This window comes from Chloroflexota bacterium (assembly GCA_020161265.1).
Taxonomy (GTDB): domain Bacteria; phylum Chloroflexota; class Chloroflexia; order Chloroflexales; family Herpetosiphonaceae; genus Herpetosiphon.
Window position 1 is genome coordinate 303,192 of sequence record JAIUOC010000003.1, and the last position, 15,577, is coordinate 318,768.

Annotated in this window: 17 protein-coding genes, 2 tRNA genes and 1 pseudogene; 9 read left to right on the top strand and 11 right to left on the bottom strand. The window is 50.7% G+C overall.

Features of this window, described 5'->3' with window-relative positions:
• Positions 1 to 5: 5 nt before the first annotated feature.
• Positions 6 to 401, bottom strand: a complete 396-nt coding sequence (locus tag LCH85_08620) for a hypothetical protein (GenBank protein ID MCA0352047.1) — start codon at positions 399 to 401, stop codon at positions 6 to 8.
• Positions 394 to 804, bottom strand: a complete 411-nt coding sequence (locus tag LCH85_08625; protein MCA0352048.1) for a heavy metal-responsive transcriptional regulator — start codon at positions 802 to 804, stop codon at positions 394 to 396. Before LCH85_08625 ends, LCH85_08620 begins: the two co-directional genes overlap by 8 nt.
• A 422-nt stretch (positions 805 to 1,226) precedes the next feature.
• Here LCH85_08625 and LCH85_08630 point away from each other — a divergent pair, with 422 nt between their 5' ends.
• Together LCH85_08630 and LCH85_08635 are read left to right on the top strand one after the other, a co-directional pair.
• Positions 1,227 to 1,859: an NAD(P)-binding domain-containing protein gene (locus tag LCH85_08630; GenBank protein ID MCA0352049.1), complete on the top strand. Its 633-nt coding sequence runs from the start codon at positions 1,227 to 1,229 to the stop codon at positions 1,857 to 1,859.
• A gap of 97 nt (positions 1,860 to 1,956) precedes the next feature.
• Complete coding sequence (locus LCH85_08635) at positions 1,957 to 2,490, top strand: hypothetical protein (protein MCA0352050.1); 534 nt, start codon at positions 1,957 to 1,959, stop codon at positions 2,488 to 2,490.
• 282 nt (positions 2,491 to 2,772) lie between these two features.
• Here LCH85_08635 and LCH85_08640 read toward each other — a convergent pair whose 3' ends face one another.
• The 7 genes and pseudogenes from LCH85_08640 to zigA all read right to left on the bottom strand — a co-directional run bounded on the left by LCH85_08640 (position 2,773) and on the right by zigA (position 11,027).
• Positions 2,773 to 4,248, bottom strand: coding sequence for an NADH-quinone oxidoreductase subunit N (locus LCH85_08640; protein MCA0352051.1), 1,476 nt, complete (start codon positions 4,246 to 4,248; stop codon positions 2,773 to 2,775).
• An 18-nt stretch (positions 4,249 to 4,266) separates the two neighbouring features.
• Positions 4,267 to 5,820, bottom strand: a complete 1,554-nt coding sequence (locus LCH85_08645; GenBank protein MCA0352052.1) for an NADH-quinone oxidoreductase subunit M — start codon at positions 5,818 to 5,820, stop codon at positions 4,267 to 4,269.
• 46 nt (positions 5,821 to 5,866) lie between these two features.
• Positions 5,867 to 7,918 (bottom strand): NADH-quinone oxidoreductase subunit L, encoded by a 2,052-nt coding sequence (gene nuoL, locus LCH85_08650; GenBank protein MCA0352053.1) that lies wholly within the window; start codon positions 7,916 to 7,918, stop codon positions 5,867 to 5,869.
• A gap of 42 nt (positions 7,919 to 7,960) precedes the next feature.
• Positions 7,961 to 8,263, bottom strand: a complete 303-nt coding sequence (gene nuoK / locus LCH85_08655) for an NADH-quinone oxidoreductase subunit NuoK (GenBank protein MCA0352054.1) — start codon at positions 8,261 to 8,263, stop codon at positions 7,961 to 7,963.
• Positions 8,260 to 8,784: an NADH-quinone oxidoreductase subunit J gene (locus tag LCH85_08660; protein ID MCA0352055.1), complete on the bottom strand. Its 525-nt coding sequence runs from the start codon at positions 8,782 to 8,784 to the stop codon at positions 8,260 to 8,262. The genes nuoK and LCH85_08660 overlap by 4 nt, the downstream gene beginning before the upstream one ends.
• A gap of 179 nt (positions 8,785 to 8,963) precedes the next feature.
• Positions 8,964 to 9,470 (bottom strand): NADH-quinone oxidoreductase subunit NuoI, encoded by a 507-nt coding sequence (nuoI, locus tag LCH85_08665; protein ID MCA0352056.1) that lies wholly within the window; start codon positions 9,468 to 9,470, stop codon positions 8,964 to 8,966.
• 348 nt (positions 9,471 to 9,818) lie between these two features.
• Positions 9,819 to 11,027 (bottom strand): annotated as a pseudogene (gene zigA / locus LCH85_08670) (zinc metallochaperone GTPase ZigA).
• Positions 11,028 to 11,172: 145 nt separating this feature from the next.
• On the opposite strand from zigA, the gene LCH85_08675 reads away from it, so the two are divergent.
• A tRNA-Asn gene (locus tag LCH85_08675) sits at positions 11,173 to 11,248 on the top strand.
• Between the two features lie 20 nt (positions 11,249 to 11,268).
• Positions 11,269 to 11,344: transfer RNA gene (locus LCH85_08680), tRNA-Asn, on the top strand.
• Positions 11,345 to 11,665: 321 nt separating this feature from the next.
• Here the strand turns inward: LCH85_08680 and LCH85_08685 are convergent.
• Positions 11,666 to 11,932, bottom strand: coding sequence for a helix-turn-helix transcriptional regulator (locus tag LCH85_08685; protein ID MCA0352057.1), 267 nt, complete (start codon positions 11,930 to 11,932; stop codon positions 11,666 to 11,668).
• Between the two features lie 145 nt (positions 11,933 to 12,077).
• Here LCH85_08685 and LCH85_08690 point away from each other — a divergent pair, with 145 nt between their 5' ends.
• The 3 genes from LCH85_08690 (at position 12,078) to LCH85_08700 (ending at position 13,366) form a co-directional block, all read left to right on the top strand.
• Positions 12,078 to 12,575: a hypothetical protein gene (locus tag LCH85_08690; GenBank protein ID MCA0352058.1), complete on the top strand. Its 498-nt coding sequence runs from the start codon at positions 12,078 to 12,080 to the stop codon at positions 12,573 to 12,575.
• A gap of 90 nt (positions 12,576 to 12,665) precedes the next feature.
• Complete coding sequence (locus tag LCH85_08695; GenBank protein MCA0352059.1) at positions 12,666 to 12,983, top strand: hypothetical protein; 318 nt, start codon at positions 12,666 to 12,668, stop codon at positions 12,981 to 12,983.
• A 23-nt stretch (positions 12,984 to 13,006) separates the two neighbouring features.
• Entirely contained in the window at positions 13,007 to 13,366 is a 360-nt protein-coding gene (locus LCH85_08700) for a hypothetical protein (GenBank protein MCA0352060.1), read from the top strand.
• 162 nt (positions 13,367 to 13,528) lie between these two features.
• Here the strand turns inward: LCH85_08700 and LCH85_08705 are convergent, their stop codons facing one another.
• Entirely contained in the window at positions 13,529 to 13,762 is a 234-nt protein-coding gene (locus LCH85_08705; protein MCA0352061.1) for a hypothetical protein, read from the bottom strand.
• A 131-nt stretch (positions 13,763 to 13,893) separates the two neighbouring features.
• Here LCH85_08705 and LCH85_08710 point away from each other — a divergent pair, with 131 nt between their 5' ends.
• Both LCH85_08710 and LCH85_08715 read left to right on the top strand, forming a co-directional pair.
• The gene (locus tag LCH85_08710) at positions 13,894 to 14,034 is read left to right on the top strand and encodes a hypothetical protein (GenBank protein ID MCA0352062.1); all 141 of its coding nucleotides are present in this window, start codon (positions 13,894 to 13,896) and stop codon (positions 14,032 to 14,034) included.
• A 523-nt stretch (positions 14,035 to 14,557) separates the two neighbouring features.
• Entirely contained in the window at positions 14,558 to 15,508 is a 951-nt protein-coding gene (locus LCH85_08715; protein ID MCA0352063.1) for a hypothetical protein, read from the top strand.
• Positions 15,509 to 15,577 lie beyond the last annotated feature (69 nt).

Consider the following 15,577-nt stretch of genomic DNA (forward strand, 5'->3'; position numbering starts at 1 on the left):
TATTGCTAGCGGGCAATCGCGCTAGTTTGGCGTGGATTGCCCGTTTGTTGATCGGCCCGCAAACCCCAAAGCGTCGCGACTGCGCCAACCACATCAGCGCCAGCAAAAAAGAGCAATTGCCATGGCCCTGCGCCAGTAATTACCCACCAACCAAAGATCAACGGCACGCTCAGCCGCAAAATCACCGTGGTCATGGCATAGCGGCGCAGATCGATTGGGCTAACATTCATGTGCAAAACCCCAATAAAGCCCACCAACATACCTGCCACGCGTGGCCAAACCTCAGTCGTTGCTGGCATACCAAATACACTCAAGAGTAGATTTGGCGCGAGTGCCGCCAAAAGCCCAGTGCTCACCGCATACCAACCAAACCAGCGTAAACTACGAATTGTTCTAAGCATCAGAAACTCCTTGTGTACAGGCCATCTCGGCCAAAGCGTGAATAACGGGGCATTCACGCGGATCATCAGCGGAACGAGCGGCAAATTCATGCAAGGCTTGGCGCAAACGCTGAAACTGTTGAACCGTTTGGTCAATCTGCTGGACTTTTTGATCAACAAATTGCTGAATCAAGGCTTGCTCGGTATTTTGCGGGCTGAGTTGTAGAAACATGCCCATTTCGCGCAAGCTAAAGCCCAATGCTTGACCTTGCTTGATTGCTAAAATTCGCGCAACTACCGTGTTTGAATAATCGCGATAGCCTGATTCACGGCGTTGGGCGGTTTCGATCAAGCCCATTCGTTCATATAAGCGCACCGTTTGCACACTCACGCCACAACGGCGAGCTACTTGACCAATTTGCATCGCTCAATTCCTTTCTGCTGCTTAGCATAAACCCTATACTATGCTATAGAGTCAAGCCCAAGTTTTTATTAAAATCAAAAGGCAGAAGGCAAAAATCAAAAAGTAGCAACAGGAAATTGGAATGCAGCTGTAACGCAGAGGCGCAGAGGGAAAATATGAATGATGAATATTAAACCGCCAAGGGCATGAAGAACGCGAAATGAGGCTATAGGCTATGGACTATCGACATTTCTTGGTATTCCAATGCTGTAAATCCAATAGCCAATAGTCAGTAGCCTGTGCTTTCCCTCTCATGGCGCGGTTGCATTTGCGTGGGCGAAAGATAAAGCCTATGATATCGAACGCCAATGGCAATTTGCCGATGACGAAGCACAGAGTCATGGCGATGCTGCTTCGACGCTGATGTGGTATGGAGGATGTTCATGACTGAATCAATTGGGATTCTTGGCACGGGTGAGATGGGGGGCAGTTTGGCGCGGGCCTTCAGTCGCGCAGGCTATCCAGTTTTGCTCGGCTCGCGTGATGCTGCGCGGGCAGCGGAACGGGCTACCGCGCTTGCCGTTGCTGGTGGGGGAGTGATTCAGCCTGGTGACTATGCGACGACGATCCAATCAACTTCGATCCTGATTCTCGCGCTGGGCTTTTCTGATGCTTTTACCTTGCTCCCAACAATCGGAACTGCCTTGAACGGCAAATTGGTGGTGGATATTAGTACGCCATGGGGCGATGAAATTGCCGACCGCTCCGCCGCCGAACGTTTAGCAGATCAGCTTCCTGCCACGGCGCAGCTTGTTGGTGCGTGGAAAACAACCTTTGCGGCGACACTTGACGGATCACACGAGCCGCAGCACGATGTGTTTGTATCGGGGGATCAGGCAGCGGCCAAACAGCGGATAAGTGGTTTAATTCAGCAATTAGGGTTTCGGGCGGTAGATTGTGGAAACTTGGCGACTGCCCGAGTGCTGGAGGGGATGGTGCGATTGATGGGACCAATCGCACGGTCGCTTGCACCCACCGAGCGCCATGGCTCACCTGCATGGAAGTTTTTGCCTTAGGCCATGGTCATACCGTGCAAGTATGCCATTGAATCGGAGAAGTGTGATAGTTTCGATGATAAATGCTCCCTTGTCGCTTCAGTATACAGTGTTAGGAATGCTATCTGGTCGCCCACCCTGCACCGATGGCGACTACGGCGATGCCGTTGATATGCTCTGGCCAACTGAAATGGCGCGGATGGGAACCGTGTTTATTCAGGCATTGACGGCACTTCACCAGCAGGTCGGCTGTCAGATGCCGCTTGTCCAACGAGAGTGGGCTTGGTGTTCCGCCGATCTAGCAGCGCATATTGCGATGTGGTATGGCGATGATGGCGGACTTACGTATGCGATGTTTCCGAAAGGCGGGCGTGGTGATCCAGTGGCGATTAGCGCACGGTGCTCGTTTATCAAAGGTGTCTTATTGCGCAAGGGCTTTTGGGATGAGACGCAGCAGTATTGGGCGGTTCCCGTGGCGGATCTGGCCTGGGGCTTTGTGCTATATCAGGTCTTATTAGATTTGCGCTGGTATGGGACGACTATGGTCTATGAGGCGATTGAAGGCCCGCTGGTGGTGGTCACGATTCCTATATCGCCCTTTGCGGAGCACTTGATGGCTACGCCCTGGCCATGGGAGAATGATCCTGTTTAGTCAATTGGTATAGAGAGCAGAACCTGCTATCCAGTGATCAGGTCTAGCAGAGGGCTGGCTGACTTTGAATTTCCCTGCAACCAGCGCCTCTACGCTAAAGCATTGATCTATGCAGGAGTACAAAGATTTATTTTGAGCCACAGATTGTTTAGATTCTCCCAATAGCCTAGAGCCAATTCCCCTGACCCCTATTTTGATTTTTGCCTTCTGCCTTTTGCCCTTAAAAAACTCCCCCATAAACCTGTAGGCTCATGGAGGAGTTTCAACAACCTAGAAATTAATTTAGGGAGCGACGGTCAGCACCAGCGCTTTGGCCAAATCGGTGAAGATATTCGGCAAAATTCCCACAGCAATAATCCCAATTACGGCGACGATCACGCCCAACGAGAGCGAGGCCGTGGCATAGGTTGGTTGTGGCTCAGTGGCTTCGGCATCGCGCATCCACATCGTCACAATCACCCGCAAGTAGAAGAATGCCGAAATCACACTGGTAACCACCCCGATAATCGCCAGATAATCGAGGTTGGCATCCCAAGCGGCGCGGAAAATGCCAAACTTGCTGGCAAAGCCGGCTGTTGGTGGCACGCCCGCCAACGAGAACATAAACACGGTCATCGCTAGCGCCAACAATGGGCTACGCTTGCCCAAACCGCGTAAATCGCTCAATTCAAACACGGGCATGCCGCGATTTTCTAAAGCGATTAGCACAGCAAACGCGCCAAGATTGGTCAAGGTGTAAGCCAACAGGTAAACCGTGAAGGCGCTAATGCCTTTTTCGCTGGCTGCCAACACGCCCAGCAACATATAGCCAGCGTGAGCAATCGACGAATAAGCCAGCATGCGCTTGAGGTTGCTTTGGGCAACCGCCACGATATTGCCATAGGCCATGGTTGCAGCGGCAAATAAACCAAACAGCAATTGCCACTCAGGCTTGAGCGCAGGAAATGCTACATTCAAGAAACGCAACATGGCTGCAAACGCCGCACCCTTAGTCGCAACCGACATGTACGCGGTGACTGGTGTAGGCGCACCTTCATAAACGTCAGGTGTCCAAGCGTGGAAGGGGAACATTGAAACCTTGAAGCCCAAGGCAATCAATACAAAGCCAACCCCAGCCAACAAAATTGGATCATCAATTGCTTTGCCTGTGCTTTGCCAAGTGCTCAATTCGTTGGCAATTTGGGCTAAGTTGGTTTTGCCGGTCATGCCATAAATCAAGGCAATGCCATAGACCAAAAAGCCAGCCGCAAAACCACCAAGCAACAGATATTTAATCGCTGCTTCGCCCGATTTGAACTGCGGCACGGCAAAGCCGGTTAGCACATACAGCGCAATCGAGAGCGTTTCAACCCCAATGAAGATTGTTACAAGGTCGGTTGATTGAACCAAGAACAACATCCCCGAGGTTGCAAATAACACCAAGGGATAAAATTCGCCTTGGCTGAGATTTTGGCGTGGCATGTAATCAAAGGCAATCAGCAAGGTCAAGGCTGTGCCCGCCAGCAAAATCCAATTTACCAATACCCCAAACTTGTCAAACACCAACATGTCTGAGAAGCCCGAGATAGTTGAGCCATAATCCAGCGCACCGAGCGCCGCCGTCACGCCAAGCCCAATCAGGCTCAACGTGAGCAAAACCCGCCGATCCGAGGTGAACATATCGACAATCAATACCAACATCGCCCAAATCATCAGGAATGCTGGCATGCCTAAGACTGTCCAGTTAATCTCCGGCGTGATAAATGTTAAATCATTCATTCGAACTCACGCTCCGTCTTATTGGCCAGCAATCAGTGGCGCAGCATTAGCAACGAAGGCTTCAAGCGCCTTGATCGTTGTTTCCATTGGGCGAGTAAAGTATGACGAGTAGAGACCAATTACCAACATCAAGATACAGAGTGGTAACAAAATCGCTACTTCACGGCGGGTCAAATCGCTGAGGTGTGGCGTGCGGCGTTCGCTAAATGGCCCCGAAGCAATGCCTTGGAACATCTTGAGCAAATAGACCGCTGCCAAAATCACCCCAACTGCGGCAAACGCGGTGAACGTCCAGCCGATTGGCGAATCGAACGCGCCGAGCATAATCAAGAATTCGCCGACGAAGCCGTTCAGGCCAGGCAAGCCGACCGAGGCCATCGTGGCAAACAACAGGAAGTAGACGAACACTGGCACAACTTTCCACAAACCGCCGTAATCGGCCAATTCGCGGGTGTGAGTGCGTTCGTAAACCATCCCAATCAGCAAGAACAACGCGCCAGTGCTCAACCCGTGGTTGATCATTTGCAGCACTGCGCCTTGCAATCCAACTTCATTCAGCGCGAAAATCCCCAAAACGATAAAGCCCATGTGGCTGACTGATGAGTAGGCCACCAGCTTTTTAATATCGCTTTGAGCATACGAAAGCACTGCGCCATAGATGATCCCAATCACTGCCAGCAAGGCAATTGGCCGTGCCCATTCCTGGGCAATTTGTGGGAACAACTGGACGCAGAAGCGAATCATGCCGTAGCCGCCCATTTTCAGCAGCACCGCCGCCAGAATTACCGAGCCAGCGGTTGGGGCTTCAACGTGGGCATCGGGCAACCATGTGTGGACGGGCCACAATGGCACTTTGACCGCAAATGCCACGAAGAACGAGAGGAACAGCAATTTTAATTCGGTATCCGACAAGCCAAATTGATTGATATTAGCCATCAAAGTTTGCACTTGGAAGGCGGTATCAGTTGGTAAGCCTTGTTGGGCCAAATATTTGTAATTGAGCAAGCCCAAGGCAATAATGCCGATCAACATAAACACCGAGGCAGCGAAGGTATACAAGAAGAACTTCACTGTGGCATAAATGCGGCGCTTGCCACCCCACATCCCAATCAAGAAATACATTGGAATGAGGGTGAATTCCCAGAAGATATAGAACAAGAACAGGTCTTGAGCGAGGAACACGCCCAACATCCCAGTTTCTTGCAACAGAATTAGCATCAAAAAGTTGTTGGTTTTCTCTTCAACATTCCAGGCACTCCAAATTGCCAAAGGAGTGACGAAAGTTGTCAACAATACCAACCACAAACTAATGCCATCAAGACCCAACTCGTAGCGCACGCCCCAATCTGGAATCCAGTTGAAATATTCGTAGAACTGAAGCCCAGCGGCATCGTGCTTGAAATTGAACAAAATTGGCAATGACACGGCAAAAACGAGTGTGCTCCAGCCCAAGGCAAAAATTCGGGCTGCTCCGCGTTGGCCGCGCATAAACGCCAGGATGATCGCACCGACGGCGGGTAAAAACACCACCAGCGATAAGATCGTAAAACCTAAGTCGTTTGTATTCGTCAAGGGTTACTCCTTGTGAAGTTGCAAGCCGAGGCCTGCGCTCCACGTCCTAGCGCAACGCAAAGAAGCCAAGCACGATCACCACACCGATCACAAACATCAGTGCATACGAGCGTACATAGCCCGATTGGAACGTTCGCAAGCCGCGACCCGACAAGCCGACAAGCTCTGCCGTGCCATTAACGATGCCATCAATAATTTTGACATCGAAGAACTTACCAAAGAAGCTAGCCAAGGCCTTGTAGGGCTTGACCAAAACCGCGTTGTACAACGCATCAAAGCCCCATTTTTCCTCAAGGATGGCATAGAAATCGCCGCCCCAGTGGTGCAACAGGTCGCGTTGGTTGGGCTTGATCCGTTTGTGCTTGGCTGCCCAATTGTAGAGATAGAAGCCTGCGGCAAACGATGCCAAGCCTAAGATCGTTACAATTGCGGCGATGTTGAGGTGGAACTTAGCAGCTTCTTCTTCGACGATTGGCTCAAGCCATGTGGTTAATGGATGCCAGCCAGGAACGTTGATCAAACCACTGGCGAGGGTCAAGCCTGCCAAAATCCACAATGGAATCGTCATCCAGCGGCTGCTTTCGTGGGCATGAATGTGCTGATCACGTTGTTCGCCAAAGAAGACCATTGAGATTTGGCGGCCCATGTAGAACGAAGTCAAGACTGCGCCCAACACCAACAGCATGCCAACTGTGCGATGGTCGTGATCAAAGGCATGGCCGATGATTTCATCTTTCGACCAAAAACCCGAAACCAAGGGGAAGCCGATCAAGCCCATCGTCCCAACAATATATGTCCAGAAGGTGGCGGGCATTTTCTTGCGCAGACCGCCCATCTTGCGCATATCTTGCTCGTTGCCAAAGCCATGAATCACTGAGCCAGAGCCAAGGAACAAGAGCGCCTTGAAAATCCCGTGGGTCAGCAGGTGGAACATCGCGGCAACGTATGCTCCCATGCCCACGGCTGCCACCATAAAGCCCAATTGCGAGACGGTCGAGAAGGCCAGAACCTTCTTGATATCGTATTGACCGAGCGCAATTGAAGCAGCGACCAAAGCGGTAGCAACCCCAATAAAGGTTACAGTGCTTTGAACCGATGGCGATAATTCAAAGATTGGATGGGTGCGGATCATCAAATACACGCCAGCGGTAACCATGGTTGCGGCGTGAATCAAGGCCGAAACAGGGGTTGGGCCAGCCATTGCATCGGGCAACCAGACAAACAGCGGAATTTGCGCCGATTTACCAGTTACGCCAAGCAACAGCATAAAGGCAATCGCCCCAGCCGCCGTGTATTGCGTGCCCATAAAGAAGGTGCTGTATTGTTGCAGCGAGAAGACCGTCCCTTGCTCCAAGACTTCGCGGAAGACCAATGAATGCAAGAAGGTACCATCGGGTTTACGCGCCAAGGCCCAAATTGCAAACATCGCCATCAACAAGCCAAAGTCGCCAACCCGGTTGGTTACAAAAGCTTTGACTGAAGCCCATGGTGGGTCGCGTTGTTCAAACCAGAAGCCAATCAGCAAGAACGAACACAAGCCCACGCCTTCCCAACCTAAGAAAAGCATCACAAAGTTGTTGCCCATGACGAGCATCAACATTGCCACAATAAATAAGTTGAGGTAGACGAAAAAGCGGGTAGGCCGTTCATCGTGGCTCATATAGCCTACGGCATAGAGGTGAATTAACGTCCCTACGCCAGTGACCAAGAGCATCATCGTGACCGAAAGTTGGTCGATCAAGAAACCAAAAGGAACTTCCAAATCGCCAAAGGCCATCCAGTTCCAATAGGTTACATCGAACCAACGATTATTTTCGCCCAATGTGGTTGTGGCAGGCATACCCAGCAACTCAATCAGAGTTGCGACGGTCAGCACAAAGCCCAAACCAACCATGACGCTGGCAATCAAGCCAGAGCGTTTAGCGGTGGGATTATCGCCATGTCCATGGTGCGCGTCACCGTGGCCATGCCCGTGATCATGCCCATGGTCGTGGTGGGCGTTGGCGCGACTGAGACGCAAATCGTTCAGCCCCAACAGAGTATTGATCACGACACCGAGCAGTGGCAGCAACGGCACAAGCCAAATTAATTCCGCCATAAGTTCTCCAGTAGACACTTCGGCAAGGTGCAAGGCCGTTGCCTAGCCCTTGAGCGTATTCACGTCATCAATGTTGGTGGTCTTTTTGGCACGGAAAATCGACACCAACAGCGCCAAACCGACTGCGACTTCTGCCGCAGCGACTGCAATCACGAAGAATGTGATAATTTGGCCATCGCTTTCAGCACGTGCACGGCTAAACGCAATTAACGCCAAATTGGCCGAATTGAGCATCAACTCGACCGACATAAACATCACGATTACATTGCGACGCACCAAGACCCCAACGACTCCAATCGTAAAAAGAATTGCGCTCAAGAGCACATATGCGTTGGTTGAAATCACGATTGGCTCTCCTCACGGGCAACCACCCGCCGACGGGTCAGCACGACTGTCCCGACTACTGCAATCAAGAGCAAAATTGAAATCACTTCAAAAGGCAAGAGATAGGTGCTGAAAAGTTTGGCGCTGATCGTGGTTGGTGCGCCAATGTTGGTTGCATCGGCCACCGGAGCATCGATTAATTTCGTGCCACGATAGGCCACATAGCCAATCTCGGCCAATAATGCGACACCCAAGACGAGGCCAGCCGGCTTTTGCCAGCCGATTTTCTCCTCGCCAAGCTCGGCATTTTCAGCGCCCAACAGCATGATCACGAACAGGAACAGCACCATAATCGCGCCAGCATAAACCGTCACTTGAACAGCACCGAGAAACGGCGCACGCAGCAAAAAATATAAAATGGCGACCGAGCAGAAATTCAAAATCAAAAACAGCGCACTATGCACTGCATTGCTGCTCAGCACCATTGCCAAGGCTGCCCCCACCGCCACAATGGCCGTGGTGATAAACAAAAATGTTTCCATGGACACTCCCAGATAAAGGATGAAGGATGAGGGATGAAATTCAAACCCCGTTGGCACGCCCTTCACACTTTGTACCGTTGGCTACCCTTAGCGATAAAGCAGAAGCTTGGGTGCTGAGCAATCAAATTCAGCCTGAACTAGCCCATCCTTCATACTTCATCCTTCATACTTCATACCTTTTATAGGTCTATTTGGGCCGGTGGGTTAAGTTGTTTGCCAGTTTGTTGCAAGACTGGTGGCACTTCGCCGTGGCCTTTATCGACCGCAACCAGCAACATATCTTGGGTATAGATCGAGGCGCGGCGGTCGTAGAAGGCCAATTCATATTGGTGTTCAAGCACAATTGCATTGGTGGGGCATGCATCTTCGCAGTAGCCACAGAAAATACAACGCAACATGTTAATTTCATAAACAGCCGCATGGCGTTCGCCTGCCGAGCGTGGATTCGCCGGATCGTTCTGGCCAGGCACCACATAAATTGCATCTGCCGGACAAGCAGCGGCACACAGCGAACAACCGATACACCGCTCTAGACCATTGGCAAAACGCTTCAGCTCATGCCGACCACGGAAGCGCTCGCGGACAGGCCGTTTGACCTCAGGATATTCAACGGTCACAGGCTTTTTGAAGAGATATTTCGCCGTGGTTTTGAGACCCTTAAAATAGGCCATCGTTCCTTTCAGCATTGGCGATTCCTTTCTCGGTGCGTGACTCCTATGGCGTTCACGCCAAAACCGCCACTATGCATCAAGCGGCGGTGCAATGTCATTCGAATCGGTGCCGTCGCGGGCGCGTTTATTTTATCACAATCTCTTGATAAGCCAAACAGGGGGAATAAGGATGAAGGATGAATTATGAGGGATGAAATTAAGAACATAGAACATAGGGCGATCGGCGTTTGGCTTTGGGCGATTGGCTATCGGAACGTTGTGTGGTATGACACTCATTCGCGATAGCCAATCGCCTATAGCCTATAGCCTTTTGTCACATCTTCGTGCGCTTCGTGGATCAAAATATCCCAAATCCTCGATGTTCTAGGCTAGAGTTTCTTGCTCATTCCAACCAGCAAAAGGATCATCGATTTGCCAAGTTGCGGCTGGTTGTTGCCATTCGTGATCGCTGACCAAACATGCATCCAACGCTTGTTGCAACCATTGTTGATCAAAATCTTGGCCAATAAAGACTAGTTCTTGGCGACGATCACCAACTTGCTCATCCCATAGGGCTTCAATTTCGGCACGTTCCTCGGCAGTTTCGGGCCATTCGCTCTGATCGCTATCGGCCCACCACTCGCCAGCTGGCTCAACACGGCAATTTTGGCCTGCTTGCGAGAGTAATCCAGCGGTTGTGGGCTGTGAAATTACCCAAAAGAAGCCTTTGGCGCGAATCACTCCAGGCCAATCGTTATTCACAAACTCCCAAAAACGTTGAGCTGCAAATGGCCGTCGAGCACGATACACCCAACTGCGAATGCCATATTCCTCGGTTTCGGGTGTATGTTCACCACGCAATTCGGCCAGTCAGCCAGGTGCAGCGCTCGCTTGATCAAAATCAAACAAGCCAGTATTCAGAATTTCGCTGAGTGGCACTTGACCATGCTGGGCATGAATAATCTTGGCCTGCGGATTGAGTTTATTTAGCAATTCGTGTAAATGAGTTAATTGTTCAGCACTGATTAAATCAGTTTTATTAATGATCAACACATTGCAAAACTCAATCTGATCGATCAATAAATCGACCAAGGTGCGCTCATCAGCCTCGTCAATTGCCAAATCACGGTCGCGCAAATCGTGGGCAGCATTGAAATCGTGCAAGAAATTGAGGGCATCAACCACCGTCACCATCGTATCGAGTTGAGCAATTTCGCCCAAACTGAGGCCTGATTCATCTTCGAAGGTAAAGGTTTCGGCTACGGGCAATGGCTCCGAAATGCCTGTCGATTCGATCAACAGATAATCGAAACGGCCAGCACGAGCCAACTTACCGACCTCAAGCAGCAGATCTTCACGTAAGGTACAGCAAATACAACCATTGCTTAACTCGATCAATTGTTCTTCGACCCGATTGAGCGCAAGCTCGCCTTGACCTACCAACCGCGCATCGATATTAACTTCGCTCATATCGTTGACGATGACGGCGACCCGCAAACCCTCGCGATTGGCCAAAATATGATTTAATAAGGTGGTTTTCCCCGCACCGAGAAACCCAGAAAGTACAGTTACAGGCAGCGGCAACTTCGACATTTGGCTTTAATCCTTATTTATTGATACCATGTATCATTATAATCGATTTTTGAATTCGTCAAGCAGCGTTTGACAAAACGACCAAAGCGGAGTATACTTCAGCACTGTTGAACGGCAAAATCGCCCAAAACACACAACTATATAATCCCTGATAGCTCAGTTGGTAGAGCAATTGACTGTTAATCAATGGGTCCTAGGTTCGAGTCCTAGTCAGGGAGCCACTTCTTTTTACAATTGATAATCCCTGATAGCTCAGTTGGTAGAGCGGTTGACTGTTAATCAGCATGTCCTAGGTTCGAGTCCTAGTCAGGGAGCCACAACCGACAAACGTCCATTGAGCAATCAGATGGGCGTTTGTTAATTAAGACACAAAAAATAAAGCACTGCGTCAAACACAGTCGCTTGGTATCAATACATCATCAGGGATAACCACCGTATTCCTGATATGGACAACTGGCAGCGGTCACATGAATGGCTACCATTCATACAACGATCTCAGCATGCCAAGAATCTTGTCCCCTTTATCTATTCATTTGGTAAGGTGCGTTAGTTTACAGAGGATACTCCACTCGCGATATAGCTGACGGTCGCCAAACACAAAGCATATATCGCAATAGAACTGGCCCAACTATCAGACACTAGTTAGTCTGCTGAAGTTGGGCCAGTTCTACTTTTTTAGGATAAAAAAGTCCAACGGGTTCATTATCTGGCACTTGTACCAGTAAATCACCAGGTGAAACTTCAAGAATTGAGCAAATCTTATCTAAGATTGGCAGGTCTACGCGTGTCGTATAACCACGATACAAACCTTTTGCAGTGTTATACGAGATATCAGCTCGATCTGCCAGATCTTGAATAGATAACCCTTTTTCTTCTGCAAATCTTCCCACGTTTAATACGATCATAAAGACCCCCTGTAACTTGGCCGTAAGTCTATTAGATCTGTTTTATTTTATCAACTTTTATTCTTTTCGACTTGTTGCCATTAGGTTGCTCCATTTTATAATTTCAACTTTTCGACTTGTTGAAATTATAAAATGGAGCAACCTAATGGCACACACAAAAGCGGTCACCTATAACTTCAAGAATCGGGATTTCGATGCGTCCGTGAACGGCGAGTACATTGGCTCATTCCCAACCGATCTGGATGCACGAATGGCCTGCAATCGTTTAGTGTTGGAATTGATTGAGTTGGATAATCGGGCTGTTGAGGAAGCTGAAGAAGTAATGGCCATTGGCGTGGTTGAACCCGTTGCCGAAGCTAGCGCTGAGGTTGCTTTGTTTGAAGTCGTCGATCTGATTCCCATGCCTGTGGTTACCGCCACGACCTATGCCAACACCCCTATTGATGCGCTTGCCCGCACCATGGTCATTTTGAGCCGCAACTGGCAACGGGCGATTCGCGCAGGTCGGTATACTGATGCCGAGCGGATTGAAGCTCATGAACAGGCCGTCCGCAGCCAATTCCGCTCCCTCTCCTGTCCTGCATTGCCACCCACGTCTGCTACTCAGCAGTGCCCAACGACCAGTCGCCAGATTAACTATTAAACCCTTCACTGCTCTTCAAAGCAGCAAAGGGCCTCACATGACCGAGGTGCAGACTGCAACCTAGCCTCGGTCACGAAAGGATGATACCTGATGTCACAGACCCATGTCAATCACGACCGCTGCCAACGCTTGGCGCGTGCCAGTGCGATTGTTCAACTGGCTACTATTATTCAGGAAGAAGAAGGCCTCGACGACAACACCGCCTACACGCTGGCTGAACACGAACTCGATGCCATCGCTGTGACCGAAGCGGCATGGAGCGAACCGCAACCCCTCGCCATGCTTCGTATCCTGCCAACAGCGTGGGGGATCGTGCTGGTGCGCAACGGTTCGCGCGTGGTCGTACATCGTGCCGATATTCCGGCGGTGCTGGAATCCTTGACCCGTTGGGCTGCTGTATCCTATTAATAGATATAGCGAGGACTATTGTTATGGCTGATACTGCATCACCGCTCGCAAGCATCAAAGTGGAGCACCAGATTCACTTCACCCTTGATGGCTTTCCTTGCACCACCTCGGTGGCAGGTGCGACCGCCGATCAACTCAAAGTCGTGATTGATCGCCTCAAAGCGATCGGAGCACAACCACCCACGACACACCCAGCTCAACCAACCCAACCAGTCGCCGCTGCTGCACCACCCAGTGCTCCCGCCCAACGCCTCTGCCCAACCCATGGTTCGCCCTTGCAGTTACGCCAAGGCACGCGACGCGGTGGCAAGCCCTACAAATTTTGGAGCTGCAACCATACCGATGCGGATGGCAACTGGTGTGATCATACCGAGAAGCCGTAGTGGAGGGTATTCATGGAATTAACCGCTGCGGCGATTCGTCGCTATGTGACCACCCGCTTGGCCACGCACATTGCTGACATACACGCGCTCCCTAGTCCACATCCTGAATGGGATGTTGGGTATCTTGATCAGTAAGTCTCTAGGAATAGCAGATGTCACTCCCTAACTCTGAGCGTCATCCAGCAGTATTCTGCTCCATTCCAGAAGCTGTTGGCGACCAGATTCGCCGACCAACTTCTCGCTGATTGCTAAGCGAACAACCTGCCGCCGAACCGCTTCAAGGACAACATCATGATAGTGGTTCACGATCCATTTGTGCCAGTCCTCGGGTGTGGTCTGATTATCAGCAAGGTGGATAAGAAAGGCGGCAAATTCCTGGCGGTACGATGTGGACATAAACAGCCTCCAGGGCGGCACCGCCACCCAGTTCTGGGGATATGACACCCGCAGCGTCGGGAGGGGAGCCATTGTTCGGTATGCTTGGACGGACCACCAACCAAGCTTTACTGCCCAAGGAGACTCCCCTCATGAACACGTTGCCAGCCTTGACCAGTCAACGTATTTTAAATGATACCATGGCCCTGCTCCAGACCTATATCCCACTTCAAGCCACAGGCTATCGCTGCCAGACAGCCTATGGGACGGCCTTGAGCGATCTGGCAGCATAGATACGAGAGACCCTCGATGAACCCCTGCCGCCCCTCGTTGATCGCGAAGCCGATGGGCTGGCTATCGCGATTGACTGACTGATGATGGATGACCAGCCAGCAGTTCAAATCAGGCTGTTGGCGAATGTTTTTTTAGCGCGAAACGGTTATGATAATGGATATTGTCGCACATGGTCGGTATCGACCTGCTACCCCATATGATGTTTAACGCGACACGTTCGCACCCCGTACTCAATTCCATGCCCCAGGCACCGCCGTTAAATCCACCCCAACCCCCGCACGATGGCCAGCAGAAGGAGTTTCCAGCTGTGGCCAAGCAACTGCGCGGACGATGGCACAACATCGCCAAACTGCACTAGCCATGTGACCCAAGAGTTGATTGGGTTGCAACTCCTCAGCACTGGCATACGTACACACCGCAGTGATACCAAGATTCCGTGTTGCACCAATCCAACTGGAGTGTCTGTCAGGTGAAAACGATACGTAGGCCCCAACAAATAATCTTATTAGAGGAGAGACCCCTATGCATACCAGACGGCTGGCCCTGTTAGCGAGCTTGTGTGCCGTGTTGCTTGGCTTTGCGGTGGCTAAACAACCTGAAGGAACACGCGCCAAGGCATTATTAACACCAACCCCAACGCCACTTCGCTCGGAATTAATTCTGAGCGGCCCGACCGAAGTTTACGTTGGTGAACTGTTTTTGATCATGATTCAATATGTCAATATTGGTGTGCCTTCCACCACAATCACCCTGAGTCCGAACAATCTGGCGCACTTTGATCCACCGATGATGATGCCGTGTAAGTCCAATGAACATATAACAGGGTGTCGCGCAATCACATTACGAGCAACGGCTGGGGGACTATTAAAAATTTCTGCATCGGCGACAGGCGAAGTACCGATTGCTGGTGGTGGTTGGGCTTGGGGCAGTGCTCAGGAACGGAATCCATTGATGATCAATGTTGTTGATTCCAATGTGACGGCTACCGCAACAGCGACTAACACGGCAACACCATGCCCAACTACCGTGGCGATGCGTGATAGCGCTTGTATCGGAACCCCAACGATCACGCCAACTAGTGGAAGTCCAACGGTCACACCACTGGTTAAAGAGTTGATTTTGAGTGCGCCACCGTTGGTGAATGTTGGCGATGCATTCAGTTTGACGATTCAGTATGTCAATATTGGGGTACCCTCTACCGGAATTACCCTGAACCCAATCGGCACTGTCCAGTTTGATCCACCATTGACGATGCCCTGTACGTACAATCAACATCCAACGGGATGTCGCACGATTGGGTTGCGAGCGGTTGCCCCTGGTACGATTGAGATTGACGCTGGGGCGACTGGTGAAGTGCCAATCGCTGGTGGCGGCTGGGCTTGGGGTAGTGCCCAGGCACGGAATTCTATTAATGTGCAAGTCCGTAGTGTTTTAGCCTATAAAACCTTCATTCCCTATGCCAAAGTTCAATAATGGGAAGGATAGAAAGTTGGGGGAATGAAAGACGATGACAAATGGCAACCCACGGGAGCGCCAATGAGT